Source organism: Cupriavidus pampae (assembly GCF_914271485.1).
Classification (GTDB): Bacteria; Pseudomonadota; Gammaproteobacteria; order Burkholderiales; family Burkholderiaceae; genus Cupriavidus; species Cupriavidus pampae.
Genome location: NZ_CAJZAG010000013.1, coordinates 138,933 through 161,973 on the forward strand (window position 1 = coordinate 138,933; position 23,041 = coordinate 161,973).

24 protein-coding genes are annotated in these 23,041 nt (G+C 63.1%); 14 read left to right on the top strand and 10 right to left on the bottom strand.

Annotated features, from left to right (window positions below; all coding sequences use genetic code 11):
• Positions 1 to 65: 65 nt before the first annotated feature.
• Positions 66 to 1,505, top strand: a complete 1,440-nt coding sequence (locus LDO41_RS28915; protein ID WP_223994537.1) for an aldehyde dehydrogenase family protein — start codon at positions 66 to 68, stop codon at positions 1,503 to 1,505.
• A gap of 70 nt (positions 1,506 to 1,575) precedes the next feature.
• Here the strand turns inward: LDO41_RS28915 and LDO41_RS28920 are convergent, their stop codons facing one another.
• The 4 genes from LDO41_RS28920 to LDO41_RS28935 all read right to left on the bottom strand — a co-directional run bounded on the left by LDO41_RS28920 (position 1,576) and on the right by LDO41_RS28935 (position 5,353).
• Complete coding sequence (locus LDO41_RS28920; RefSeq protein ID WP_223994538.1) at positions 1,576 to 1,743, bottom strand: hypothetical protein; 168 nt, start codon at positions 1,741 to 1,743, stop codon at positions 1,576 to 1,578.
• 427 nt (positions 1,744 to 2,170) lie between these two features.
• Complete coding sequence (locus tag LDO41_RS28925; RefSeq protein ID WP_223994539.1) at positions 2,171 to 3,286, bottom strand: NADH:flavin oxidoreductase/NADH oxidase; 1,116 nt, start codon at positions 3,284 to 3,286, stop codon at positions 2,171 to 2,173.
• A gap of 109 nt (positions 3,287 to 3,395) precedes the next feature.
• Positions 3,396 to 4,637, bottom strand: coding sequence for a YbfB/YjiJ family MFS transporter (locus LDO41_RS28930; RefSeq protein WP_223994540.1), 1,242 nt, complete (start codon positions 4,635 to 4,637; stop codon positions 3,396 to 3,398).
• 116 nt (positions 4,638 to 4,753) lie between these two features.
• Positions 4,754 to 5,353, bottom strand: a complete 600-nt coding sequence (locus LDO41_RS28935) for a TetR/AcrR family transcriptional regulator (protein ID WP_223994541.1) — start codon at positions 5,351 to 5,353, stop codon at positions 4,754 to 4,756.
• Between the two features lie 301 nt (positions 5,354 to 5,654).
• Between LDO41_RS28935 and LDO41_RS28940 the strand changes: the two genes are divergently transcribed.
• The gene (locus LDO41_RS28940; protein WP_290370926.1) at positions 5,655 to 7,379 is read left to right on the top strand and encodes a glycoside hydrolase family 19 protein; all 1,725 of its coding nucleotides are present in this window, start codon (positions 5,655 to 5,657) and stop codon (positions 7,377 to 7,379) included.
• Positions 7,380 to 7,410: 31 nt separating this feature from the next.
• On the opposite strand, the gene LDO41_RS28945 is transcribed toward LDO41_RS28940, so the two are convergent.
• The gene (locus tag LDO41_RS28945; protein WP_223994542.1) at positions 7,411 to 8,025 is read right to left on the bottom strand and encodes a YceI family protein; all 615 of its coding nucleotides are present in this window, start codon (positions 8,023 to 8,025) and stop codon (positions 7,411 to 7,413) included.
• A gap of 84 nt (positions 8,026 to 8,109) precedes the next feature.
• Positions 8,110 to 8,670, bottom strand: a complete 561-nt coding sequence (locus tag LDO41_RS28950; protein ID WP_223994544.1) for a TetR/AcrR family transcriptional regulator — start codon at positions 8,668 to 8,670, stop codon at positions 8,110 to 8,112.
• Between the two features lie 104 nt (positions 8,671 to 8,774).
• On the opposite strand from LDO41_RS28950, the gene LDO41_RS28955 reads away from it, so the two are divergent.
• Positions 8,775 to 9,701 (top strand): MBL fold metallo-hydrolase, encoded by a 927-nt coding sequence (locus LDO41_RS28955; protein ID WP_223994547.1) that lies wholly within the window; start codon positions 8,775 to 8,777, stop codon positions 9,699 to 9,701.
• Positions 9,702 to 9,868: 167 nt separating this feature from the next.
• The gene (locus LDO41_RS28960) at positions 9,869 to 10,576 is read left to right on the top strand and encodes a PTS sugar transporter subunit IIA (protein ID WP_223994549.1); all 708 of its coding nucleotides are present in this window, start codon (positions 9,869 to 9,871) and stop codon (positions 10,574 to 10,576) included.
• 18 nt (positions 10,577 to 10,594) lie between these two features.
• Here LDO41_RS28960 and LDO41_RS28965 read toward each other — a convergent pair whose 3' ends face one another.
• On the bottom strand, positions 10,595 to 11,170 hold the full coding sequence (locus tag LDO41_RS28965) for a TetR/AcrR family transcriptional regulator (protein ID WP_223994550.1): 576 nt from the start codon (positions 11,168 to 11,170) through the stop codon (positions 10,595 to 10,597).
• A gap of 130 nt (positions 11,171 to 11,300) precedes the next feature.
• Here LDO41_RS28965 and LDO41_RS28970 point away from each other — a divergent pair, with 130 nt between their 5' ends.
• The 4 genes from LDO41_RS28970 (at position 11,301) to LDO41_RS28985 (ending at position 15,333) form a co-directional block, all read left to right on the top strand.
• Positions 11,301 to 12,779, top strand: coding sequence for an amidase (locus LDO41_RS28970; protein WP_223994551.1), 1,479 nt, complete (start codon positions 11,301 to 11,303; stop codon positions 12,777 to 12,779).
• 70 nt (positions 12,780 to 12,849) lie between these two features.
• Positions 12,850 to 13,881: an alpha/beta fold hydrolase gene (locus tag LDO41_RS28975; RefSeq protein ID WP_223994552.1), complete on the top strand. Its 1,032-nt coding sequence runs from the start codon at positions 12,850 to 12,852 to the stop codon at positions 13,879 to 13,881.
• Positions 13,882 to 13,992: 111 nt separating this feature from the next.
• Positions 13,993 to 14,388: a hypothetical protein gene (locus LDO41_RS28980; protein WP_223994553.1), complete on the top strand. Its 396-nt coding sequence runs from the start codon at positions 13,993 to 13,995 to the stop codon at positions 14,386 to 14,388.
• Between the two features lie 39 nt (positions 14,389 to 14,427).
• Positions 14,428 to 15,333, top strand: a complete 906-nt coding sequence (locus LDO41_RS28985) for a YihY/virulence factor BrkB family protein (protein WP_223994554.1) — start codon at positions 14,428 to 14,430, stop codon at positions 15,331 to 15,333.
• Between the two features lie 40 nt (positions 15,334 to 15,373).
• Here LDO41_RS28985 and LDO41_RS28990 read toward each other — a convergent pair whose 3' ends face one another.
• Both LDO41_RS28990 and LDO41_RS28995 read right to left on the bottom strand, forming a co-directional pair.
• Positions 15,374 to 16,153, bottom strand: coding sequence for an anti-sigma factor family protein (locus tag LDO41_RS28990; RefSeq protein ID WP_223994555.1), 780 nt, complete (start codon positions 16,151 to 16,153; stop codon positions 15,374 to 15,376).
• Positions 16,140 to 16,739, bottom strand: coding sequence for an RNA polymerase sigma factor (locus tag LDO41_RS28995; RefSeq protein WP_223994556.1), 600 nt, complete (start codon positions 16,737 to 16,739; stop codon positions 16,140 to 16,142). The genes LDO41_RS28990 and LDO41_RS28995 overlap by 14 nt, the downstream gene beginning before the upstream one ends.
• Positions 16,740 to 16,977: 238 nt before the next feature.
• Here LDO41_RS28995 and LDO41_RS29000 point away from each other — a divergent pair, with 238 nt between their 5' ends.
• The gene (locus LDO41_RS29000; RefSeq protein WP_223994558.1) at positions 16,978 to 17,862 is read left to right on the top strand and encodes a metallophosphoesterase family protein; all 885 of its coding nucleotides are present in this window, start codon (positions 16,978 to 16,980) and stop codon (positions 17,860 to 17,862) included.
• Positions 17,863 to 17,873: 11 nt separating this feature from the next.
• Complete coding sequence (locus LDO41_RS29005) at positions 17,874 to 18,254, top strand: cupredoxin domain-containing protein (RefSeq protein WP_377743776.1); 381 nt, start codon at positions 17,874 to 17,876, stop codon at positions 18,252 to 18,254.
• 3 nt (positions 18,255 to 18,257) lie between these two features.
• Here LDO41_RS29005 and LDO41_RS29010 read toward each other — a convergent pair whose 3' ends face one another.
• Positions 18,258 to 19,157, bottom strand: a complete 900-nt coding sequence (locus tag LDO41_RS29010; RefSeq protein ID WP_223994560.1) for a LysR family transcriptional regulator — start codon at positions 19,155 to 19,157, stop codon at positions 18,258 to 18,260.
• Positions 19,158 to 19,259: 102 nt separating this feature from the next.
• Between LDO41_RS29010 and LDO41_RS29015 the strand changes: the two genes are divergently transcribed.
• Genes LDO41_RS29015 through LDO41_RS29030 form a run of 4 tightly spaced genes read left to right on the top strand, consistent with a single transcriptional unit; the run spans position 19,260 to position 22,982 of the window.
• Positions 19,260 to 19,673 (top strand): DoxX family protein, encoded by a 414-nt coding sequence (locus LDO41_RS29015; protein WP_223994562.1) that lies wholly within the window; start codon positions 19,260 to 19,262, stop codon positions 19,671 to 19,673.
• Positions 19,670 to 20,716, top strand: a complete 1,047-nt coding sequence (locus tag LDO41_RS29020; RefSeq protein ID WP_223994564.1) for a porin — start codon at positions 19,670 to 19,672, stop codon at positions 20,714 to 20,716. Before LDO41_RS29015 ends, LDO41_RS29020 begins: the two co-directional genes overlap by 4 nt.
• 54 nt (positions 20,717 to 20,770) lie before the next feature.
• Positions 20,771 to 21,274, top strand: coding sequence for a hypothetical protein (locus tag LDO41_RS29025; RefSeq protein WP_223994566.1), 504 nt, complete (start codon positions 20,771 to 20,773; stop codon positions 21,272 to 21,274).
• Positions 21,275 to 21,317: 43 nt separating this feature from the next.
• Positions 21,318 to 22,982, top strand: a complete 1,665-nt coding sequence (locus LDO41_RS29030; protein ID WP_223994568.1) for an ABC-F family ATP-binding cassette domain-containing protein — start codon at positions 21,318 to 21,320, stop codon at positions 22,980 to 22,982.
• The last annotated feature ends 59 nt before the right edge of the window (positions 22,983 to 23,041 follow it).

Sequence of the window (23,041 nt, forward strand, 5' to 3'; positions counted from 1 at the left end):
TATTAATTGGACTTAGGTCAGGTCTCGGACGGACACTGCAACCACTTGCAGCGAGGAGACTGACCATGGATCTGCCCAAGCACGATCTGCTGATCGACGGCAAGCGCGTGCCGCCGGGCGGTGGTGACTATTCCACCGATATCAATCCCGCCGATGAAACGCCAATTGCCCGCGTGGCACAGGGCACCGCCGAAGACGTGGAGCGCGCGGTGCAAGCCGCGCGGCGCGCGCTCAAGGGGTGGAGCGGCATGCGGGCCGCCACACGTGGCCGCATCCTCTATCGTTTTGCGGATCTGCTCGAAGCCCACACCGAAGAGCTGATTGCGCTGGAGAGCCTCGACGGCGGCAAGCCGCTCGCGAGCGTACGCCGGCAGGACGTGCCGGCCGTGATCGACACCGTGCGTTATTACGCGGGCTGGTGCGACAAGATCAACGGACAGGTCGTACCCACGCGCCCCGACGCGCTGACGTACACCGTGCGCGAACCGGTGGGCGTGGTGGCGGCGATCGTGCCGTGGAATTTCCCGCTGATGATCGGCATGTGGAAGATGGCGCCGGCGCTGGCGTGCGGTTGCACGCTGATCGTCAAGCCGGCCGAGATCACCCCGCTGAGCGCATTGCGTATTGGCGAACTGGCGCTTGAGGCGGGCGTGCCGCCGGGTGTGCTCAATATCGTCACGGGCAAGGGCAGCGTGGTGGGCAACGCGCTGGTTGCGCATCCGGGCATCGACAAGGTGACCTTCACCGGCTCGCCGAGCGTCGGCCGCGGCATCATGCAGGGCGCGGCGGCCAACTTCAAACGCGTCACGCTCGAGCTCGGCGGCAAATCGGCCAACGTCATCTTTGCCGATGCCGACATCGAAGCTGCGACGCGCGCGGCGGCGTCGGGCATCTTCTTCAATGCGGGACAGGTGTGCTCGGCGGGCTCGCGCATTCTGGTGCAGCGTCCGGTCTACGACGAAGTGGTCGATCGACTCACCGCGCGTGCCAAAGCGATTCGTGTCGGTGACCCCGCCGCGCCTGGAACGACCATGGGTCCGGTGGTGTCCGCCGCGCAGATGAAGACAGTGCTCGACTATGTGGAGATCGGCAAGCGCGAAGGCGCGAGCGCGGTGGCGGGCGGCACCCGCATCGGCGAGCGCGGCTTCTATGTCGCGCCGACCGTGTTCGCCAACGTCGAGCATGAGATGCGCATCTCGCAGGAAGAGATCTTCGGCCCGGTGGCGAGCGTGATTCCGTTCGACGACGAGGACGACGCGGTGCGCATTGCCAACGGCACCGCGTTCAGTCTGGCGGCGGGCGTGTGGAGCCGCGATATCGGCCGCGTGCACAAGATCGCGGGCGAGTTGCGCGCGGGCACGGTATGGATCAATACCTACGGCTATACGGACGTGCGCCTGCCATGGGGCGGCTCGGGCGACTCGGGCCTGGGGCGCGAGCACGGAGACGCCGCCATCGAGAACTTCACGGAACCGAAGGCGATCTGGCTCTCGCTACGTTCGTAGCGAGCGTAGCGTCAAGTGGCAGCGATTCAAAATCGGGCCGGCCTCCCTGGTCGGCCCTTTTCGATTGGTGTCAGCCAATCATGCGCATTGGCAGCAGCGCATATACGACCGTCAGCACTCCCACAATCGCGGGCGAGCCATATTTGAGCGCCGTGCTTTGTGCCTGCACGCCCAGATAGGCGTACATGCAGACCAGCACCATGGCGCACGCAAAGACGAGGCCGTCATAGACTTGCATGGATGTCTCCCAGAGTTCGTTCTTGCGACTACTTCTGTGATGCAGCGGGCTTATTGGGGATGCCCGTCTTACTGCCAAATGCGATGTCTATGACTTCATGGTGGTCACTTCAACGGACCAAAGCAATCATGGAAATCCCTTCGTTTTAAGTGCGCACTGAATGGTGCGATGCGGTAAATCGGGGGGGGGGTTTGACGTGCGTCTCTCCGTGAAGGGAGAGGGAAAGGACAACGCGAGCGCATCGCCAACGTCTTGCTCCCCTCTGCCGGAAGGGAGAGGGAAAGGCAACGCGAGCGCATCGCATGCCAACGTCTTGCTCCCCTCTCCCTGAAGGGAGAGGGGCCGGGGGAGAGGGTGAAAGCTTAAATAACCAATTGTTTTCTCCCCTCTCCCTCGGGGAGAGGGGCCCGGGGGTGAGGGCCCGCCCTTACCTTTGCCCGAAATGGGCATCCTTGAACAAATCCCCAAGCCCCCGCGGCTGACACCGCCAGTACTGCTTGGGCGCGCTGACCTTGGCCCCCAGCTTCGCCGCCGCATGCCACGGCCAGCGCGGGTCGTACAACATCGCGCGCGCGATCGAAATCACGTCGGCCTCGTCGTTGCCAATAATCGCCTCCGCCTGCTCAGGCTCGGTAATCAGCCCCACCGCCATGACCGGCAGCCCGACCTCGGCCTTTACCCGCTGGGCATACGGCACCTGATACCCAGGTCCGAGCTTGATCGCCTGCTGCGGCGACACCCCACCCGTGCTCACGTGCACCGCAGCACAACCACGTTCCTTCAGCGCGCGCGAGAAGGCAATCGTGCCGTCGATATCCCAACCGTCAGGCACCCAATCGGTCGCCGACACCCGCACCCAGACCGGCTTGTCCGCCGGAAACGCTGCCCGCACCGCGTCAAACACCTCGAGCGGAAAGCGCATGCGATTCTCGAGCGAGCCGCCATACTCGTCGGTCCGCTTGTTGGCAATCGGCGAAAGAAACTGATGCAGCAGGTAGCCATGCGCCGCGTGAATCTCGATGCCATCGAGCCCCAACCGCGCCGCGCGCCTGGCCGCCGCGACAAAATCGTCTCGTACCTTGGCCAGCCCAGCACGATCGAGCTCGATCGGTGCGGCCTCGCCCTCGGCATGCGGCACTGCCGACGGTGCCAGCGTCTGCCACCCGCGTGGCTGGTCGGGGCGAATCTGCGCTCCACCGTCCCACGGCGCGTGGCTGGAAGCCTTGCGTCCCGCGTGCGAGATCTGCACCGCCACCGCGATCGGCGAATACGCGCGAATCGCCTTCAGCACGCGCGCCAGCGCGGCTTCGTTGTCATCGTTGTAAAGCCCAAGGTCATCAGGCGAGATCCGTCCTTCAGGAGAAATCGAGGTCGCCTCGATAATCATGAGGCCGGCGCCCGATAGCGCCAGATGCCCCAGATGAATCATGTGCCAGTCGGTAGCATTACCTTCCTCCGCCGAGTACTGGCACATTGGCGCAATCGCTATGCGATTGGCGAGCTGCAGGTTGCCGATCGCGTAGGCGTCGAAGAGATGGCTCATGGAATCGATTCCTTAAGATGTCGTCGCACCGATTGTAGTGATGCACGGAAATCTCTGCAGAACCTCACGTCGGTATGCAGCCGTATATGTCGACGTCCAGCGATATACATCAGGCGATAGCCGGCTCCCGCACCAGAAAGTCCGCCGCAAACGCGACCACCATCGCCACCGCGCCGCAGGCAAAGATCAGCGCATAGTTCTCGTTCGTATGAGAGAACAGGTACGAGTAGCCATACCCCGCCGCAGCTTGAAACAACGCAAACGCCGTAGTGGTCCGGCTCCACGCCACGCGCTGCGCGTGCGCATCGTGCGGCATCATCGTCTGGATGCGGCCCAGCACGATCGGCACGACGCCGGGCGTGAACATCCCCAGCACCACGGTGGCCACCACCAGTGCCACCGTGTGGCCCGACACCGCCAGCAACGCGACACCAAAGGCCTGCGCCACCATCGAGACGCGATAGCCATTGCGATACCCGATCCGCTGCGCCAGCGCGGTACTGACCAGTGGCCCCGCAATCGCGGCCACGCCATACAGCACCCAGTAGTTCGCCCCCACCGCGGTGCCCTGCCCCAACCCACGCGCCACATAATCGACCAGCAACACCATCGCCGGCACCAGCCCCAGCGCATTCGCCGCGTACTGCACCGCGAGCACGCGCAGCGGCTGACGATATGTCGCCAGCGTGGCCACATGCGAAACCGGCGTACCTGCCGCCCCAGCAGGCTGCGCGGCACCGTGCGGAAGATCGGTCGCGGGCCAGCCGAACCAGCTGAACCCCGTCAGCAGGAGGGACAGCGCGCCGAGCCCGAACCACGTCTGCACCAGCCCGAGCTTCAGCAACTGCGGCACCACCGTACCCGACGCGGCGATGCCAAGCCCGAGCCCAAGAAAGATCATGCCGCTGACAATCCCGCGGCGTTCCGGCGCCACGTGCGGCAACACCGCCGTCGCTACCAGCACCATGATCGCGCCACCCGACAATCCGGAGAGAAAACGCCAGCCAAAGAACCAGCTCACCGACAGCGGATACGCACAGGCAAAGAACGCGGCGGTCGCCATCAACATCAGCACTCGCAGCGACATCCGATTGCCAAACCGTGAAGCAATCGCGCGCCCATAGATCGCGCCCGCCAGATAGCCCGCAAAGTTCGCGGCGCCGAGCGCGACGGTGGCCGAAGCCGAGAACCAATGTTCGTGAATCAGCGTGGGAATCAATGGTGTATAGGCAAAGCGCGCGAGGCCAATGGCAACGAGGCTTGCGCACAGACCCGCGAGCGCCGCATATAGCGTGCGGGCATCGAGCGGTGACGGGCTCGTGCGTGCCATCGCGTTGGCATCTTGTGACATGGGAGGACTCCTGAGGATGCAGGCCGCCGCACCCGGGCAATCATTGCCGTGGGCGACCAGACTTCGATAAGGGAAAAATCGGAAAAGCGGACCGCGCTCAGCGGTTCACGCGGGCGTTATGAATCAGGCAACGTCAGCCCCAGCATGGCGAGCGCGGGGCTCAAGGTCGCGCGCAGCAGCACACCATCGGGCATCACACGCGCCAGCACCCGCATGCCGCAATGGCTCGCCAGCAGCTGCGCGGAGGCCTCCTCGGGAGCGAGCGCGGTCACCACCTCGCCGGACGCGATGCCTGCACGGATGCATCGTTCGAAAAACGCGCGCAGATGCCCCAGCTCGGTAGCGATCAACGCCTTGAACTCGGGATCGTCCTCGGACGCCTCGAGCGCGACGTTGATAAGCATGCACCCGCGATGCTGTGGATCGGCCAGCGAAAGCGAAATGCTCTCGGCGATATACGCGACGAGCGCCCGCCCCGGCGGCAACGACGACTCATGCCGCTGAATGCGCGCGCGCATCGTGCGATCGAGGTAGTCATCGAGCGAACGTAGAAACAGCGAGCGCTTGTCGCCAAACGCGTTGTACAGGCTGGGCTGCGTCAGCCCCATGGTCTGGGTCAACTCCCGCGTGGAAGTGGCCTGATACCCCTTGGCCCAAAACAGCTGCTGCGCCGCCATCAGGGCGGCCTGCTCATCGAATTGTCGCGGTCTGGCCATCGTGTTTTGTAGCAGTTGATACGAAACGAGGCTCGATTATAGATCGAGTGCTACAAAACGCAAGGGGAAGTTGCCTGGCCCCCGGACCCCGCAGACGGATCGCCGTGCTATTCGTAGATTTATTTAAATTAATTTATAGAATTTCCGTTTAATGATTATGACAACATAATTTGGCATTAAGTCTAGACTTCCAGCGATCACGATAGGAAATAAAGTTGCTGGGAGAATGCACATGCCACACCCCCATCGCTTGAGCGTCATCGCCTGCGTCACCGCGGGAGGCGTACTGTCACTGACTGCAATGCCAGTTTCCGCAGCTCCATGTCCGGCGGCATGGCAAAGCAATACGGTTTATCCAACTGCAGGCGCGACCGTTGGATATAACGGTCGTATTTATCAGAGCAAATGGTGGACGCAGGGCAATACGCCAGGCACGGAGCAATGGGGGCCGTGGGAAGACAAGGGTGAGTGCACGGGCGGCGGCGCCCCTGCTCCTTCGCCCGCTCCTACGCCCGCTCCTACGCCCGCTCCTGCTCCTGCTCCTGCTCCTGCTCCTGCTCCTGCTCCTGCTCCGGCTCCGGCTCCGACTCCCGCACCGACCCCAGCTCCCGCGCCAGTGCCCTCACCGATGCCTGCGCCGACCCCTGCCCCCACTCCCGCCCCGGCTCCGGCACCCACCCCCGTCCAGACCAAACCCGGCTGCTACGCCCCCTGGAGTGCCAACGCCATCTACAACGAGAACAACGTCGCCTCCTATCAGGCGAAGAACTACCGCGCAAAATGGTGGGCGCAAGGCACCACGCCGACCACCGGCGATCCATGGGCGGTCATCGAGGACTGCGACCCGGCCAAGGCCGCACCACCCGCGCCGACCCCGACACCGACGCCCGCTCCGGCCCCCACCCCCGTCCCGCCCAATGTCCCCGTGCCCACGCGTGCGCAAGCGGAGCAGGTGGAAAAGGATCTGACCAATACGCCAGCATTTGCGGCGATCAAGCAGATGATCCGCACCGCAGACAACGCCATCGTCGACGCGACCGATGCCGGCGTGGCCAGCAACCCGCCCAACGTCCAGCGCGTCGAGAAAATCATGAACGCGTCCAAGTGGGAATTCCTGTTCCCGCGCCGGAACGCTGCTTACACGTACCGCGCGTTCCTGCAAGCCATCGCGAAATTCCCCGCGGTCTGCGGGGACTACAAGGACGGCCGCGATGCGGAAGCCATCTGCCGCAAGACACTCGCGACCATGTTCGCGCATTTCGCGCAGGAAACCGGCGAACACGATATTCACTCGAGCACGCCCGAGTTCCGGCAAGGCCTGTACTGGGTCAGGGAAATGGGCTGCGCCGAGACCGGCGACGGTTGCGGCTACAACGCGGAGTGCGACCCCAATATCTGGCAGGGGCAACTCTATGTGTGCGGCAAGAATCCAGACGGGGCCTTCAAGAAGTACTATGGCCGCGGCGCCAAACAGCTCTCGTACAACTACAACTACGGACAGTTCTCGCAGGTGATGTACGGCAAGCCGACCACCCTGCTCGACGACCCCGACAGCGTCGCCAGCACCTGGCTGAACCTTGCCTCGGCGGTCTTCTTCTTCGTGTATCCGCAGCCGCCGAAACCATCGATGCAGGCGGTGATCGACGGCAGTTGGCAACCCAACGCCTCGGATCAGGCCAACGGGCTGGTGCCCGGCTTTGGCGTGACGACGATGATCATCAACGGCGGCGTGGAATGTGGCGGCGGCACCGAGGTCGCGCAATCGCTGAACCGCATCAAGTACTACAAATCGTTCGCGACCGAGCTAGGCGTGCCGGTGCCCGATAACGAGAAACTAGGATGCACCGGCATGAAGCAATTTGCCGACGGCGGCAGCGCGGCGGTCGACACCACGTTTGTCAAGGACTGGCACGAGAACATGGCGTACCGCTGCATGCTGGTGAACTATCAGGAAAAATTCAGCGCGCTGATTCCCGGCGACTATGTGAAGTGCGTGGAGAACGAATGGGGCGTCAAGCTGAAGTAGCGTGAAGCTGAACGAAGTGGGCGTGGTGGGTTCAGGGCCCCTGCGCAAACTCCACCTCTATGTTCACGTGGACCGCATCGCTGACTGCGGGGAACCAAGCTGAGACACCAAACTCGCGCCGGCTGACCTCGCCGGTCGCGGAGAAGGCCAGCAACCCCGCGCGCGGCGCGCTTCCCGCAACGTTGCTTTCCGTCACCTGAAAGCTGACCGGACGCATGACCCCGTGCATGGTCAGATCGCCGTATAGCCAGCCACCGCCCTCCCCGTTGCGCACAAAGCGCGTGCTGACAAAACGAATCTCCGGATAGCGGGCGACGTCGAGCATGCCGCTGCCCCGCACGATGGAAGACAGAAAACGTGGGCGCGTTTCCACGCTCGCGGCATCGATCGTCACTGTCACCTGACCGGACTCAATGCCGGCCGGGGTCGCCTCGAGTTGCGCATCCACCCGCCCAAAGCGCATCTTGAGCGGCGCGTGCGAGACATCCACGTCGAACGTAACGTTTGCACGCTGCAGGACGTATCCGTCGGGCGGTACGGCTTGCGCCCGATTGACGGCGCCGGCCAGCGATGTAAAGGTGACAAGCACAAATCCGGCAATCACGTGCCAACGGGCGGCACGGAACCAGGATGATGAATCGCACACGGCGCCTCCTCGGCGGAAGACCAACGTCCCACCTCGGTAAACACGTGGCCGACGGAAACTATTCCGTCCACATCGCCATTTACATCAATCGGGCTCCCACTCGCCCGTGAGCTTTCCAATCGAAGCACGCGTCTGCGTCAGGATCTCCTCGGCGAGCGTCGCATCGGTGCTGACCCGCGCCAAAACCATGGCACCGAACATGGCCGCCCAGCTGCCGATCGCATCCCGGCGGGCATGCGGGTCGTCGGCGTTGCGCATGCTTTTTTCCAGACGATCCAGCTGCGCGCGAATCATGGCCGTCATCGCCTCACGTGCCACCGGCCCCTGTCGCAGGGTATCGGGCGCCATGCCCGCGATGTCACAGCCATCCGCCCGGTTGGCCAGGTGGCGGCTGGACAGATAGTTCTCGACGTAGCGTTCCAGCTCCACGCGCGGACGCTCCCGCGCCGCCCGATGCGCAAGCGTCTGTTCGATCAAATCGTCCTTCGACTGGAAGTGACCATAGAAGCCGCCGTGCGTCATGCCGGCGGCCTGCATGACATCGGCCAGCTTGACGCTCTCGAATCCCCTGTCACGGAACAAGCGGCTCGCCTCCTCGAGGATCCGGAGCCTGTTGGCTGCAAATTGTTCGCGGCTGACCTTCATGGCAAATCCTGCGTCTGATGATGGTTGACATTTTACATGTTCTGAATAATGATTGTATTCATGTTTTTGAACATGATTAACCACCGTCACGCAGAGGCCACGAAATGAACCGTAGAAATGTGCTGAAACTGGGGGGACTGTCGCTGCTGTCCGCGTCGCCCTTGGTCGCCCACGCCCAGAGCAAAGGCGGCCTGAGCTATCAGGTGTTCACCGCCACCCGACCGGGCCTCAACCGGGAGGTGCCGCCCGGCAAGGAATCGCTGATGTGGGTGGCCAACTCATCCACGCTGATCTCCGGGAAGAACGATGCCGTGCTGGTCGATACGTTCCTGACCGTGGCGCAATGCGAGGAATTGGCGGACAAGATTGCACGCACAGGCAAGCGGCTTCGCACGATCTATGTCACGCATGCCCACGGCGATCATTTTCTGGGACTGAAGGTGCTGCTGGATCGCTTTCCCGATGCGCGCGCGTTGGCAACGCCGGACGTCGTGGCTACGATGCGTACGCAAACCACGCCCGAGAAGCTCGATGGCAGATGGCGCAAGCTGTTTCCCGGACAGATATCGGAAGTCATTGCGATCTGCGAGCCAATGACCAGCGACACGATCGAACTGGAGGGAGAAAAACTTACGGTGGTCAAAGTCGGCCATACCGATACGGACAACTCCACCTGCCTCCATGTCCCGTCGATCGGTTTGGTCGTCGCGGGCGATGCGGTCTACAACGGCATCCACCCCTTCCTGATCGAATCGACCCACAGCAATCGTCTGCAGTGGATCGCCGCACTGGACAAGATCGAAGCGCTCAAGCCGCAATACGTAGTCGCCGGCCACAAGGTGCCTACCCACGACGACAGCCCGCGAAATATCGAAGAGACCCGCCAGTACATCCGAGATTTCATCCGACTGGATGCCTCGACGACTTCCGCCCGGGATCTCTACGACCAGATGCTGGCGCTCTATCCCGACCGAGCGAATCCCGGCTCGCTGTGGAGTTCCGCGCAAGCGGCGAAAGCGCAGGGGAGCTAGTGGCTGCGGGCAATTTTCTCACCCACACGCTTTTTGCCTCCCCCCGCGTCTTTACGCGATTTATAGAGGCGGACGCCCTCGTTGATGCAGAAAAATTACGCCCGCCGCTATACCTTCGACTGGTCCCCATTCGAAGCCTTCATTTGATGATCACGAGCGGCACCATCATGCAGTTCGACATCGATGCGGAGCATGCCTGGCCGCTTCGGCACGCGCTGGCCAGAGATTTGCAAGGCAGTCTATGGTCGATGAGCCTGGCGCTGCTGCCGGGTAGCCGCCGAATGCGCCTGTCGCTGGCGCTCTCCGGCGCGGCGCTCGACAAAGCGCTCCCCGCAATCGACAAGCTTGCGCCCGGTACCGCGGTCAGCTATGTCCGCGAAAATCCCGGCGCCTCAACCGGTATGCCGACCGTGGCACGTCTTCTCGATGCCGAGCACGTTCTATTGAACCTGGACGTAGCGGACCAGAACGCATTGTTTGAGCACGTTGCATCGGTTGCGGCACAGCAATACGGCGTCGATGCCGAGACGGTCCTGACCCATCTCGCGCATCGCGAGTCGTCAGGCTCGACAGCGCTCGGGCAAGGGGTCGCTGTCCCTCACGCGCGCATTCCCGGCGTGCCTTGCGAGATGGTCTTCTATGCAAGGCTCAAAACGCCGCTGGCGTTCGGCGCCGCCGATGGCCGTCCCGTCACGGACGTGATCTGCCTGCTGTTGCCGGAGTGGGCCAGCAATATCCACCTGCATCTGCTGGCCAGCGTTGCCGAACTGTTCTGCGACCATCGTTTTCGCGAGCGCCTACGGCAATGCGACAACGCCCGCGCGGTCGTCCATCATTTCAAGCACGGCACCACGATCCAGGCGGTCGCCGCCTAGCGTGTAGCGCATGGCGCTTCATGCCGGCAACAGCCCGGCCGCCCGGTAGTTGTCGATCAAGGTGTCGAACAGCTTGATATCGTCGCGGCCGCGTGCCATCAGTTGCGCGCCCGCGATGGCCGCGAAGATCGCATGCGCGCGCTTCTTGGCGTCCTTGGGCGCAACGATCTCCGCCGCCACCAGCATCTTCGCCAGCCATGCGATGTTGATGTCCGAGAAGGTCTGGACTTCCTTCTTTACCACTTCCGGCAGATCGTCGAACTCGGCAGTCATGAAGCTGCAGAGGCAGATCCGGTTGTCGTTCTCCAGCGAGCGCCGGAACAGGCTCGGGTATTTGCGCAGGCGGTCGGACGCGTCCGGTGTCTTCTCCGACAGCGCTTCCAGCGCGATCGCGGTGTCTTCCCAGTAGCGCTTGGCCACTGCCGCGGCAAGGTCGGCCTTGCTCGGGAAATGGTGGTAGAGGCTGGCAGCCTTGATACCGACCTCTTCCGCGAGCGCACGGAGATTTAAGCCACTGTAGCCATGTGCCTGCGCAATCTTGGTCGCCACAGCCAGGATCCTGTCGCTGGAACTTGTGCTTGCCCGGTTTTCCACGAAGCGTCCTCGATGAAGTTTGACCGCGCCGGCGGCATCCGCGTCGGCGTGTCCCAAAGGTGTTGACGAGTCGAAGTATAACCGATTAATCTCCATACCTAACAAACGTTCGGTAGGGCCCATCGAACGTTTGTCGATCATCCTTTGTAGTCCCTCATCGAGCGCTTTAGGAGCCTGCCAAATGAGTACCGAACTGTTCTATCAAGACGCGACGACGCTCGCCCAACTCATCCGTACCAAGGAAGTTTCCCCTGTAGAGGTCGTACAGGCCCACCTCGACCGCATAAGTGCCGTGGATCCCGCGCTCAACGCGGTCGTCGCGATTGCCGACACCGCCCTCGCCGCAGCGAAGGCCGCCGAGGCGGCAGTACTGAACGGTGAAGACGTCGGCCCGCTGCATGGCGTGCCCTTCACCGTCAAAGACGCGATCGATACCGCCGGATTGCTGACCCAGCGCGGCTCGCCGATCTTCAAAGGGCGCGTGCCCGACACCGACGCGACCACCGTTGCGCGCATGAAGCAGGCAGGCGGCATCGTGCTGGCGAAGACCAATATTCCCGAGTTCTCATTCTGGATCGAGACCGACAACCTGCTGTCTGGACGCACTCTCAACCCCTGGAATCTGGATCGCACGCCGGGCGGCAGCAGCGGCGGGGAATCGGCAGCAATCGCGGCGGGCATGGCGCCGATCGGTCTGTCGACCGATGTCGCCATCTCGATCCGCGGTCCCGCGGCGCATACCGGCGTGATGGGCCTGAAAGCAACCCATGGCCGCATTCCAATGACCGGCGTGTGGCCGCGTGAACCGCGCCGCTTCTGGCATGTGGGTCCAATGGCGCGCACCATTCGCGACCTGGCGCTGACCTATTCAGTGCTGGCAGGGCCCGACGGTGCGGATGGTTATTCCACGAGCCCACTCGGACTGGACAGCGGGCGGACCAATACCGGCGGACGGGCGTTGCGCGTCGGTTGGCTGGTCGAGCCGGGTTTCGGCGCCATCGACCCTGAAGTCGCCGAGACCGTTCAGGTCGCGGCCGAAGCGCTGAAAAGCACGGGCGTCATTGTCGAGCCCGCGCGCATTCCGATTATCGAGGAGGTCAACGCGCTCGAACTGCTCTGGAAGATTCAAGCCATGGAAACCAAGCCCGCATTTCGCAAGGTGACGGCCGGACATGAAGACAAGATCTTCAAGCATGTGCAGGCGGTGTTCGACACGCCCGACACATCGATCGAGGATTTCGTCGCGGCCGAGCAGCAGATCGAACGGATACGCGACGGCTTCAGCCAGTATTTCCAGCGTTACGACGCGCTGCTGTGCCCGGTTACACCGGTGCCCGCGCACGGGCATGACGCCTCGGAGTTCGTGATCGGTGGCGAAACGGTATCGTCGCTGCACATCATGGATACCACCGCGCCCTTCAGCGTCACTGGCCTGCCGGCGCTGTCGATGCGGTTCGGCACCAGCTACGATGGCCTGCCGATCGGTGTGCAACTGGTATCGCCGTGGCTTGCGGAGTCCACGATCCTCCATCTCGGATCGCTGCTGGAGCAAGTGAGCCCGGTACGCGATCTTCACCCCGACCTGTCGCGCCTCGCCGTGCGTGCATAACCGTCTGTGTCTCATCGCGCTGCCGGCGAACAACCGGCAGCGCGTTTCCCTCGACAAGAATATCCAAGACATGTCGCTTCCCATCGATCAGCAACGCCGCCGCCTGTTGAGTCATTCCTCAGCGATGGCCGGACTCAGCATGTTCAGTCTCGCCGGCCTTGCAGCACCGCAGAATCCTTCACCCGGACGATCGGACTCGACCGATTCGCTTGGCCCAATCCGGCAGGTCAACGCCGGCAACCTGAACATTGGCTACGCGGAGGCCGGACCGGCGAACGGGCCAGTGGCCATCCTGTTGCACGGGTGGCCGCACGACATCCACAGCTTCGTCGATGTGGTCCCATTGCTGGCAGCTGCCGGTTACCGCGTGATCGTGCCCTATCTCCGAGGCTACGGTCCTACACGCTTTCTTTCGGCAGGCACGCCACGCAACGGCCAGCAGTCCGTGTTCGCGGTGGATGTCATCGCGCTGATGGACGCGTTGAAAATCGACAAGGCAGTGATCGCCGGGTTCGACTGGGGTGGGCGCGCCGCGGATATCGTGGCGGCGGTCTGGCCCGAGCGCTGTCGCGCACTGGTGTCGGTCAGTGGCTATCTGATCGGCAGTCAGGAGGCGAATCGGAAGCCCGTGCCGCCGCAGACGGAGCTGCTGGCGTGGTTCCAGTATTACTTCGCCACCGAGCGCGGCGCGCGAGGTTACGCCGAGTACCGCAACGCTTTCAATAAACTGATCTGGCAAAACGCCTCGCCGCAATTCAGGTTCGACGACGCCACGTTCCTGCGCACGGCCACGTCATTCGACAATCCGGACCACGTGGCCATCGTGATCCACAACTATCGATGGCGTTTGGGACTGGCGCAAGGCGAGTCACAATACGACGACCTCGAACAACGGCTGGCGCAGGCGCCGAAGATATCCGTGCCCACCATCACGCTGGAAGGCGACGCCAACGGTGCACCGCATCAATCGCCCGCGGCCTATGCCGCGCAGTTCATCGGTCCCTATCAACATCGGAACGTCGACGGCGGCATCGGTCACAACCTGCCGCAGGAAGCGCCCAAAGCGTTTGCCGACGCGGTGCTGGGGGTGGTGAAGTTGTGAGCAGCCGGCGCAGGCGGTTGGGGCGCGGTGGTATCAAATTGTCAGCGTCGTGGCTTCGGGCATCGTGTGTCCACTATGATGAGTGACGATATCGCTACGCCCGAAGACAAGATGAAACCCACTTACCTCCCTCTCGCCGCCCTGCTTGCAACGATGGTATTCGTCACCGGATGCTCGGACCGGAAGTCGGGCGCCGAAGCTCAGAATGCTCAGATTCCTGTCGCGAGAGCGCCGCTGGCCGATGATTGGCTGGGCAAATGGAACGGGCCCGAAGGCACGTTCCTGGAGGTTGCCGGTGGCAAGGGACGTTACGAGGTGACGGTGCAGAACCTCGATGGCCCGCGCACCTTCGAGGGCCGGGCCGTCGACTCCCGCATCGCATTCGAGCGCGATGGCGTCACGGAAATGATTCGCGCCACCAATGGCGCCGAGACCGGCATGAAGTGGCTCGCGGAAAAACAAAACTGCCTGACGGTTCGGTCCGGCGAGGGGTACTGCAGAGACTAAGTCGCATAATGCCCTGACGTGGTACCTCCGGAGCCCCCGATGCACCTGACCGATGTCCGCCCCCGCGATCTGCTGCGCAGCGCGTGGCGCTTCATTTGGCACACGTTGGTGCAATACCGCGCAAACCAGGGGCTGCTGCTGGCCGGTGCGGTGGGCTATTACGCGTTGCTGTCGATCGTGCCATTGCTGATCCTGACGGTGATCGCGCTCTCGCATGTCGTCGATCCGGATCTGCTGCTATCGACGGTCGCGCATTATCTGGAATGGGTGGTACCGGGCCAGTCCCGCGCGCTGATCGCCGAACTGGCTGCCTTCCTGCGCAACCGCGGCACCTCGGGATGGCTGTTGCTGGTCACCATGCTGTTCTTCAGCTCGCTCGCCTTCACTGTGCTGGAGAACGCCATGTCGGTGATCTTCGTGCATCGCGTGGCCATCCGCCGGCGGCATTTCCTCGTCTCCGCGGTGCTGCCGTACTGCTATATCGCCGTGATCAGTCTGGGCCTGCTGGTGGTCACGATCGTGTCCGGCCGCCTGCTGGCGATTGGCGAGCGACATCTGGACGTGTTGGGACACGAATGGTCGCTGGACCGGCTGTCGAGCGGGCTGCTCTATCTGCTGGGATTCTTCGGCGAGATCATGCTGCTCACATCGATCTACATGGTCATGCCGGTAGGACGCCTGTCGATACGCCGCGCGTTATGTGGCGCCGTTCTGGCCGCCGTCCTGTGGGAGATTTCGCGGCATCTGCTGGTGTGGTACTTCACCTCGCTGTCGCAGGTGAGCCGTGTATATGGCTCACTGACGACGGCGATCGTCGTCCTGCTGAGTCTCGAGATTGCGGCCGCGTTGTTGCTGCTGGGAGCGCAGGTGATTGCGGAACTGGAGCGTGGCGACTGGAAGAAAGACCGTCAGCTACCTGAGGAAGCCAAACCCTTCCGTACGTAGGGCAAAGCGCGGCACGCTCACCGCAGCCTGCTCAACTATCTCAACTATCCGCACGCTTCCACGCGGCCACGAAGGCGCGCAAGTCCTCGGCGGATGCATCGGTCACGGCCCAGTAGCGCATACCGCGCGCGGTCCAGCTTTCCATCTCATAGCCCTGCAGTGAGCGCGGGCCGCCATCCCCCTTGTCGGGCAGGACAAAGACTTCCAGCGGATGCTGGGCGCGTCGATACACAAGCACCGCAACGCGCCGTCCATCGACGTAATCGAGCCGTCCGCCCACGAGTGGAAAGCCCTGCCCGGCAAGGTCTCGCACTTCAGGCGCATAGTCGATGCGACCGTTGAACCAAGGCTTGACCGTGTGACGATCCGACGAGGCCACGTCGATCTCGCGGGTCGATAGCAGCGCGCGCACGTGGCTCGCGACGACGGCCTGCGCAGTCAGATCGGCCGGCGATTCGCGCATGGCATAGGTCGTCAGCCCGAGCCCCACCGCGGCCACGGTGACAGCGGCCATCGTCGCGTTGAGCGCGGGCGACCATGTGAACCAGCGCCGCCAGCCAGCATCCGCAACGGGTTCTACATCGGCCACTACCGGCTCGGTGGCGGGCAAGGCCGCCAACACGCGCGCGCGCAACGCCGGCGATGCACGGTGATAACCGGCGCCCTGGCGCACGGCTTTGCGCAGCGTCCTCAGTTCGCGAAGCGCGCTGACGCAACTGTTGCAGTCCTCGAGATGACGCTTCAGGCGAACGCCGTCCGCCGCGCCGATTTCACCGTCGGCGCACGCCTGCAGCAACGGACGGGCCTCATTGCAGTTCATGGCCGGTCTCCCCAATTGAGCGCTGCGCTTTCGACAACGCGGCCGACAAAGCAGCCGGTGTTTCGCGCAACACCACGATTTCCGCGGCAAGCATCTTCCTGCCTCGCGCCAGCCGCGACATCACGGTGCCGGCCGGGATATCGACGATGCGCGCGATATCGCGATAGTGCAGGTCTTCGAGCTCGCGCAGCACGATCACCTCTCGAAAGGCGACCGGCAGCCGTTCGAGCGCCGTGTGTACCAGTCGCGCATCCTCCTCGCGCAGCAGTGCCTGCTCGGGATCCTCCGGCATGCCATGCCATTCCGGCAACACCGCATCGGGAGCACTGTCGTCATAGCCGGTTTCGGCTGCGGATTTGCGTTGCTGGTGCATCGTGAACCATGTATTGCGCACGATCGCAAGCAGCCATGGACGCGGCCGCTCGCCACGAAAACTCGCGAACAGGCGAAACGCGCGCAGGAACGCTTCCTGCACCACGTCGTCGGCATCGCTCGTGCTGCCACACAGCCAGCGCGCGAGGTTGTACGCGGCGTCGAGGTGCGGCAGCACCAACGCATCGAAGCGGTGGCGTTCGCTGGGGTTCACCTCAGGCCTCGCGGTGCCATCTGGCAGTGGGGGTGGGGACGAAGGAGCAATCGGAGCAATCGGAACAATCGGTCCGCGGTCGAATCATGCGTGGATCTCCCTTGCTTTACCGACGCGACACCGAGTTTATTCCCGTCATCGCATGTTTTTGGTGAATTTTTTTATTCGCGCGCCGATCGGGAATTTCTGGGCACACGCGCCGGTATGACAGGCAGGATCATCCAGCAAAGGAGCGACCATGACCCCATCCTGCAAGCGGCGCGACTTCCTGCGCCTGGCCGGCGCCGGTGCCGGCGCGGTGTTCGCCTCGGGCCTGCCCGGTTGGGCCGCCGCGCGCGACGACGATTTCTTCTTTGTGCAGCTATCCGATGCGCACTGGGGTTACCAGGGGGCCGCCAACCCCGACGCGCGCGGCACACTGCCCCGCGCCGTGGCGGCGGTCAATGCGCTGCCGCGCCAGCCGGACTTCATCATGTTCACCGGCGACCTGACCCATAGCACCGACGATGCGGCCGAGCGGCGCAAGCGCATGCGTGAGTTCCAGACCGTGATCGCTCCGCTCAAGGCCGGCAAGATCTACCTGATGCCGGGCGAGCACGATGCCAGCCTCGATAACGGTGAGGTCTACCGCGAACTGTTCGGCCCCACGCACTACACGTTCGATCACAAGGGCCTGCATGCGATCGTGCTCGACAATGTGTCCGATCCCCGCGGACAGGTGGGTGACGCGCAGCGCGAGTGGCTGGCCGCCGATCTGGCGAAGCAGTCGCCCGATGCCCGCATCGTGGTGTTCACGCACCGGCCGCTCTTCAATCTCTATCCGCAGTGGGACTGGGCGACGGGCGATGGCGATCGCGTGGTGGAGTTGTTGATGCCCTATCGCAACGTGGCCGTCTTCTATGGACATATCCATCAGGAGCATCACCACCTCACAGGTCATATCGAACACCATGCGGCGCGTTCGCTGATGTTCCCCCTACCGCCACCCGGCTCGCAGCCGCGCCGCGAGCCACTGCCGTGGGACGCCGCGCAACCGTATCGCGGGCTGGGCTGGCGCGAGATCACCGCCATGCGGCAGCCGGCCGGCTATCGGCTGGCCGAGCGTCCCGTGGCCGACGCATAGGGAGGCCGACCATGACAATCGCCAGATATCCGAGCGCGGGTCGCCGGACGATGCTTGCATGGACCTTGGCCCTGCTTGCCACGCCGCTGGTCGCGCGGCGCGGAGACGCCGCCGCGCCGCGCGTCATCGCCATCCGCGCGCGACGCTTCGTGTTCACGCCCGACAAGATCGCGCTCAAGGCGGGCGAGCCTGTGGTCCTCGAACTCACCGCCGAGGACGTCGTGATGGGCTTCAGCGCCCCCGACCTGGGCGTCCGTGCCGACATGCCACCAGGTCAGACCGTACGCGTCACGTTGAAGCCCGCAAAGGCGGGCAGCTACGTGTTCCTGTGCGACCTCTTCTGCGGATCGGGGCATGAAAACATGAGCGGTGTGATCGAGGTTTCGGCCTAGCGCTTAGTCGTCCCAGTGGGTATCCGCGAACTGCGCAACCAGGAAATTGATCAGCGCCCGCACCTTGGGCGCAAGATGCTTGCGCGATGGATATACGGCATAAATGCCGAGTTCGAACGAGCGGTAAGCCGGACAGACTTCCACCAGATCGCCGCGTCGTAAATCCCCGTGCACCAGAAAGCTCGGCTGGAAGATGATGCCGCCCCCGGATAGGCCAATCGCCCGACACGTGTCTCCGTTATTGCAGCGCACGGACGACACGGTCGGCACCGTCACGTCTCCCTCCGCGCCGGTGAAGGTCCACTCATTGCGCGACGCAAGGTGGCTATAGGCGATCACCTTATGCGCAAGCAGATCGGCCGGCCGCTCCACGGCGGGGTGTCGCGACAGATAGTCCGGCGATGCGCATGCCCGCATGCGGGTTCTGGCAAATTGGCGTCCCACCAGCGACGAGCTGTCCATGCGGGCGATCCGCACGGCGACATCGAAACCCTCTTCCACCAGATCGACCAGTCGATCGTTGAGCATGACGTCGAGCTCGATCCTCGGATGCGCCTTCATGAACGTGGCCCAGAGCGGCGCCAGATGCTGGATGCCGAAACTCAGTGGTGCGTTCACGCGTAGCACCCCCGCCGGTTCTTCAGAGCCAGAGGCGGCCGCACCTTCCGCGGCATCCATCAGCGACAGCACCTCGCGCGCCTGCTGATAGAAGACCCGCCCCTCCTCCGTCAGAGAAAGTCGCCGCGTCGTGCGGTGCAACAGCCGCACGCCAAGTCTTGATTCCAGCGCACCGACATGGCGGGACACCGCCGCCTTCGACATGTCGAGTGGTTCAACGGCCGCAATAAAGCTGCCTTTGTCCACCACGGTGCAGAACACCAGCATTTCCAGCGCGCGGTCCATTTGTCTCACTAAGCGAGATGAATAAGCTCATTGACCCATCTTTATCCCTGCAATCGATTCTATACACTCCATGCAAACCTGATCTCTGAGAGCAACCGCATCATGAAATACCTGTCCCTCGACAATCAAAAGGACGAAGTCCTTCTAGTCGCCCGCATTCTGCTGGTGGTCCTCTATGTACTTTTTGGCTGGCAAAAGATGGTCGGCTTCTCCGGCACCATCGGATACATGACGTCCGTCGGCGTGCCTCTTCCGGCGGTGGCCGCCCTTGTCGCGGTCGTGGTAGAGCTGGTGTTCGGCGTGCTTCTTCTGATCGGCTTCTATACCCGCCCGCTGGCACTATTGCTTGCCGTCTATACGCTTGTGACGGGATTCATCGGTCATCCCTACTGGACATTAAGCGGAATGGATCAATACATGGCCATGATCAATTTCTACAAGAACGTCAGCATCACCGGCGGGTTCCTGCTATTGGCGTTGAATGGGCCTGGCCGCTATTCCATCGACCGCAAGTGATCGACTTTCTGACGATATCGGGCCTGATCGATGGCGGCGTTACCTACGTCTCCAATCGACACGGCCCATCGGTAGCGCTGTTCGACAGTGGCGTGCTGGCGCCCAACATGCTGACCTTCAAGGGTGCCGAGGATCTGGGCGGCGGCAACAAAGCGCTGTTCGAACTTACCTCGCAGTTCGACCTCGACAGCGGCTCCGTCATCCCAGGCGCTGGGCAGATCTTCAATCGCACGGCTCTGGTCGGCGTTTCCAGCCAGCGCTACGGCACGCTCACGCTGGGCACGCAGTATGACTTCATGTACGAGTCATTGACGCTCGGCAAATTCGACGGCGCGTTTCTGTTTGGCGGGATCTACGACTTCCGTCAGGGGCCATTCGCGGCACTGGGCATACCGAACAATCCGACGGGTGCATTCGATTTCGATCGCCTCGCGGGAGGCACGCGTGTCCCGAAATCAATCAAGTACCGCAGCCCCGAGATCGGCGGCTTCACACTTGGAGCGCTGTATGGTTTTGGTGGCGTAGCGGGGTCCTTCTCCTCGAGCGCGACCCAGAGCTTTGGCGTCAATTACGTGAACGGTCCGCTGGCGCTGGGCGCTGCGTACGTTGACGTCAGATACCCGCAGCTCGGCGATGGCCACGATGGCATCCGCAATTTTGGCTTCGGCGCGCACTATCAGTTCGCGCACGTACTGGCGATGCTGTTGTACACCAACACGCGCAACACCGACACCGGTGCGGCGATCGATGTCTACAAGACTGGCGCCGCGTGGGATATCGCTCCGGCGTGGACGTTGGGCCTCGACTACGCCTACATGCGTGGGAACGAGGCGTTGCAGAACAATCGCGCCCAGCAGGTAACAGGCGCAATCCAGTATCACTTGTCCAAACGCACCACGGCCTATGTGGAAGCCATCTATCAACACGCCAGCGGCGATGGCCCGGCGACACAGGCATGGATCAATAGCCTGCCCGCGACCGCTGGCGCGGCCAGTAGTCACGTGCAAACGCTGATGCGCATCGGGCTGGCGACGCGGTTCTAACTCTTCTACGCTTGCAGCACTGCCTAAGTTGAACCTACATCAGGAGCGCAAGCGATGAATGCACAAGGACCATCCGGCAATCTCCCGGAAGACCCTGCTGCCCCGTGGGCAGACCCATGGGCCGTGTGGCGAAACTGGGCAGCGCCGAATCTCGCCGACCAGCACAACCCATTTTCCGGCGATGTGACGCAATGGATTCGCGCGTGGAGCGAGGCTGTTGGACAGGTCGGCCTGCTCAACATCAACTACGGCGGCTCCTCCGACCCGCAGGCCGAGCGGCGTATCACCGGTCGTTACAGCTATGGGCGCCAGTTGGGCCGCCTGATGGAAGTGCTGGTCCCGTATGTGCGGAAGCACGAAGGCGAATTCAAGGAAGCCTCGGACGCACGGGCAGTCAAGGAATTCCTCGATATGGCGCGCGACATCGAGGCAATGAAGCACGGCAGCGTCAGCGATCTACTCGAGAAAGCCAGTAAATGGCGCAAGGATCCGGACTTCAAAACCAAGCTGGCCGAGCTGCGACGTGGGTTGGACGAACTGGAGAAATCGTTGAAGTAACGCCATTGGGCTATCATGCCACTCCCCTCCGAAGTAGCTCCCAATGATTTCCATCCGTAATGTCACGCTGCGCCGCGGCGTCAATGTCGTGCTCGATCAGGCGTCCGCCTCCTTCAACCCTGGCGAGAAAATTGGTCTTGTCGGCCGCAATGGCGCCGGAAAATCGTCCTTCTTCGGTCTACTGAACGGTACGTTGCACGAAGACAGCGGGGAATTCTCGATTCCCGCCGCGTGGAAAATGGGCCAGGTCGCCCAGGATATGCCGGAAACCGAGCAGAGCGCGACGGACTTCGTGGTCGAGGGGGACACCGGGCTGCTGGCCGCGCAGGCCGAAGTCGACGCCGCCGAGGCCAGCGATGACGGTATGCGCATGGCGCACGCCTACATGGCCCTGCACGATGCCGGTGCGCACGATGCCCCCGCACGGGCGCAGGCGCTGATCCTCGGCCTCGGTTTCAGTGCCGCGCAGCTTACGCAGCCGGTGAACAGCTTCTCCGGCGGCTGGCGCATGCGGCTGCAACTCGCACGCGCGCTGATGTGCCCGTCAGACCTGTTACTGCTCGACGAACCGACCAATCACCTGGACCTCGACGCATTGGTCTGGCTGGAAGCGTGGCTCAAGCGCTATCAGGGCACCCTCGTCGTGATCAGCCACGATCGCGAATTCCTCGATGCGGTCACGCAGGTAACGGTGCACGTCGACAACGCCAAGCTCGTGCGCTACGGCGGTAACTACAGCAAGTTCGAAGACATGCGCGCCGAGCAACTCTTGTTGCAGCAGGCCGCGGTGGCCAGGCAAGCGGACAAGATCGCCCACCTGCAGAAGTTTATCGACCGCTTCAAGGCCAAGGCTTCGAAGGCCAAGCAGGCGCAGAGCCGCGTCAAGGCACTCGAACGCATGGAGAAGATCGCGCCGGTGCTGGCCGATGCGGAGTTCACCTTCGAGTTCAAGGAGCCGCTCAACGTCCCGAATCCGCTGCTGTCGATGCTGGATACGAGCTTCGGCTATCCGGCACCTGCCGACGCGCCGGCGGGCACGCCGCCCACGGTCATCGTGAAGGGTATCAACCGTTCCGTGCTGGCCGGGCAGCGCATCGGCATTCTCGGCGCCAACGGTCAAGGCAAGTCGACGCTGGTCAAGACGGTGGCGCACGCGCTGGCGCCGATCGCCGGCGAGATCAGCGAAGGCAAGGGCCTGAATATCGGGTACTTCGCGCAGCAGGAACTCGACGTGCTGCGCCCGCACGATACGCCGATGGAACACATGATCCGTCTGGCCAAGGACACGCCGCCGCATATGCGCGCGCCCGGCCAGAGTGGCACCGAGCAATCGCTGCGCACGTTCCTCGGCACCTTCAGCTTCAGCGGCGACATGGTCCATCAGGCGGTCCACACCATGAGCGGCGGCGAGAAGGCGCGTCTCGTGTTGTGCATGATCGTATGGCAGCGCCCCAACCTGCTGCTGCTCGATGAGCCGACCAACCACCTGGACCTCGCCACGCGCGAGGCACTCGGCATGGCGCTCAACGAATTCGAAGGCACCGTGATGCTAGTCAGTCATGACCGCGCGCTGCTGCGTGCCGTGTGCGACGAGTTCTGGCTGGTTACGAAAGGCGGCGTCGAGCCCTTCGATGGCGATCTGGACGACTACCAGCAGTTCCTGCGCGACGAAGCGCGTCGCCTGCGCGAAGAGGCCGCAGCGGCATAACAACGCCGCGCTCCGGCAACGCCCCCTGCTCAGGGGGCGTTTTTCATTCCGCCTTCGAT

Coding starts and splice junctions, on each gene's coding strand:
- LDO41_RS28915 (WP_223994537.1), top strand. CDS start 66: ATGGATCTGCCCAAGCACGATCTGCTGATCGACGGCAAGCGCGTGCCG.
- LDO41_RS28920 (WP_223994538.1), bottom strand. CDS start 1,743: ATGCAAGTCTATGACGGCCTCGTCTTTGCGTGCGCCATGGTGCTGGTC.
- LDO41_RS28925 (WP_223994539.1), bottom strand. CDS start 3,286: ATGAGCCATCTCTTCGACGCCTACGCGATCGGCAACCTGCAGCTCGCC.
- LDO41_RS28930 (WP_223994540.1), bottom strand. CDS start 4,637: ATGTCACAAGATGCCAACGCGATGGCACGCACGAGCCCGTCACCGCTC.
- LDO41_RS28935 (WP_223994541.1), bottom strand. CDS start 5,353: ATGGCCAGACCGCGACAATTCGATGAGCAGGCCGCCCTGATGGCGGCG.
- LDO41_RS28940 (WP_290370926.1), top strand. CDS start 5,655: ATGCCAGTTTCCGCAGCTCCATGTCCGGCGGCATGGCAAAGCAATACG.
- LDO41_RS28950 (WP_223994544.1), bottom strand. CDS start 8,670: ATGAAGGTCAGCCGCGAACAATTTGCAGCCAACAGGCTCCGGATCCTC.
- LDO41_RS28955 (WP_223994547.1), top strand. CDS start 8,775: ATGAACCGTAGAAATGTGCTGAAACTGGGGGGACTGTCGCTGCTGTCC.
- LDO41_RS28960 (WP_223994549.1), top strand. CDS start 9,869: ATGCAGTTCGACATCGATGCGGAGCATGCCTGGCCGCTTCGGCACGCG.
- LDO41_RS28975 (WP_223994552.1), top strand. CDS start 12,850: ATGTCGCTTCCCATCGATCAGCAACGCCGCCGCCTGTTGAGTCATTCC.
- LDO41_RS28980 (WP_223994553.1), top strand. CDS start 13,993: ATGAAACCCACTTACCTCCCTCTCGCCGCCCTGCTTGCAACGATGGTA.
- LDO41_RS28985 (WP_223994554.1), top strand. CDS start 14,428: ATGCACCTGACCGATGTCCGCCCCCGCGATCTGCTGCGCAGCGCGTGG.
- LDO41_RS28990 (WP_223994555.1), bottom strand. CDS start 16,153: ATGAACTGCAATGAGGCCCGTCCGTTGCTGCAGGCGTGCGCCGACGGT.
- LDO41_RS29000 (WP_223994558.1), top strand. CDS start 16,978: ATGACCCCATCCTGCAAGCGGCGCGACTTCCTGCGCCTGGCCGGCGCC.
- LDO41_RS29005 (WP_377743776.1), top strand. CDS start 17,874: ATGACAATCGCCAGATATCCGAGCGCGGGTCGCCGGACGATGCTTGCA.
- LDO41_RS29010 (WP_223994560.1), bottom strand. CDS start 19,157: ATGGACCGCGCGCTGGAAATGCTGGTGTTCTGCACCGTGGTGGACAAA.
- LDO41_RS29015 (WP_223994562.1), top strand. CDS start 19,260: ATGAAATACCTGTCCCTCGACAATCAAAAGGACGAAGTCCTTCTAGTC.
- LDO41_RS29025 (WP_223994566.1), top strand. CDS start 20,771: ATGAATGCACAAGGACCATCCGGCAATCTCCCGGAAGACCCTGCTGCC.
- LDO41_RS29030 (WP_223994568.1), top strand. CDS start 21,318: ATGATTTCCATCCGTAATGTCACGCTGCGCCGCGGCGTCAATGTCGTG.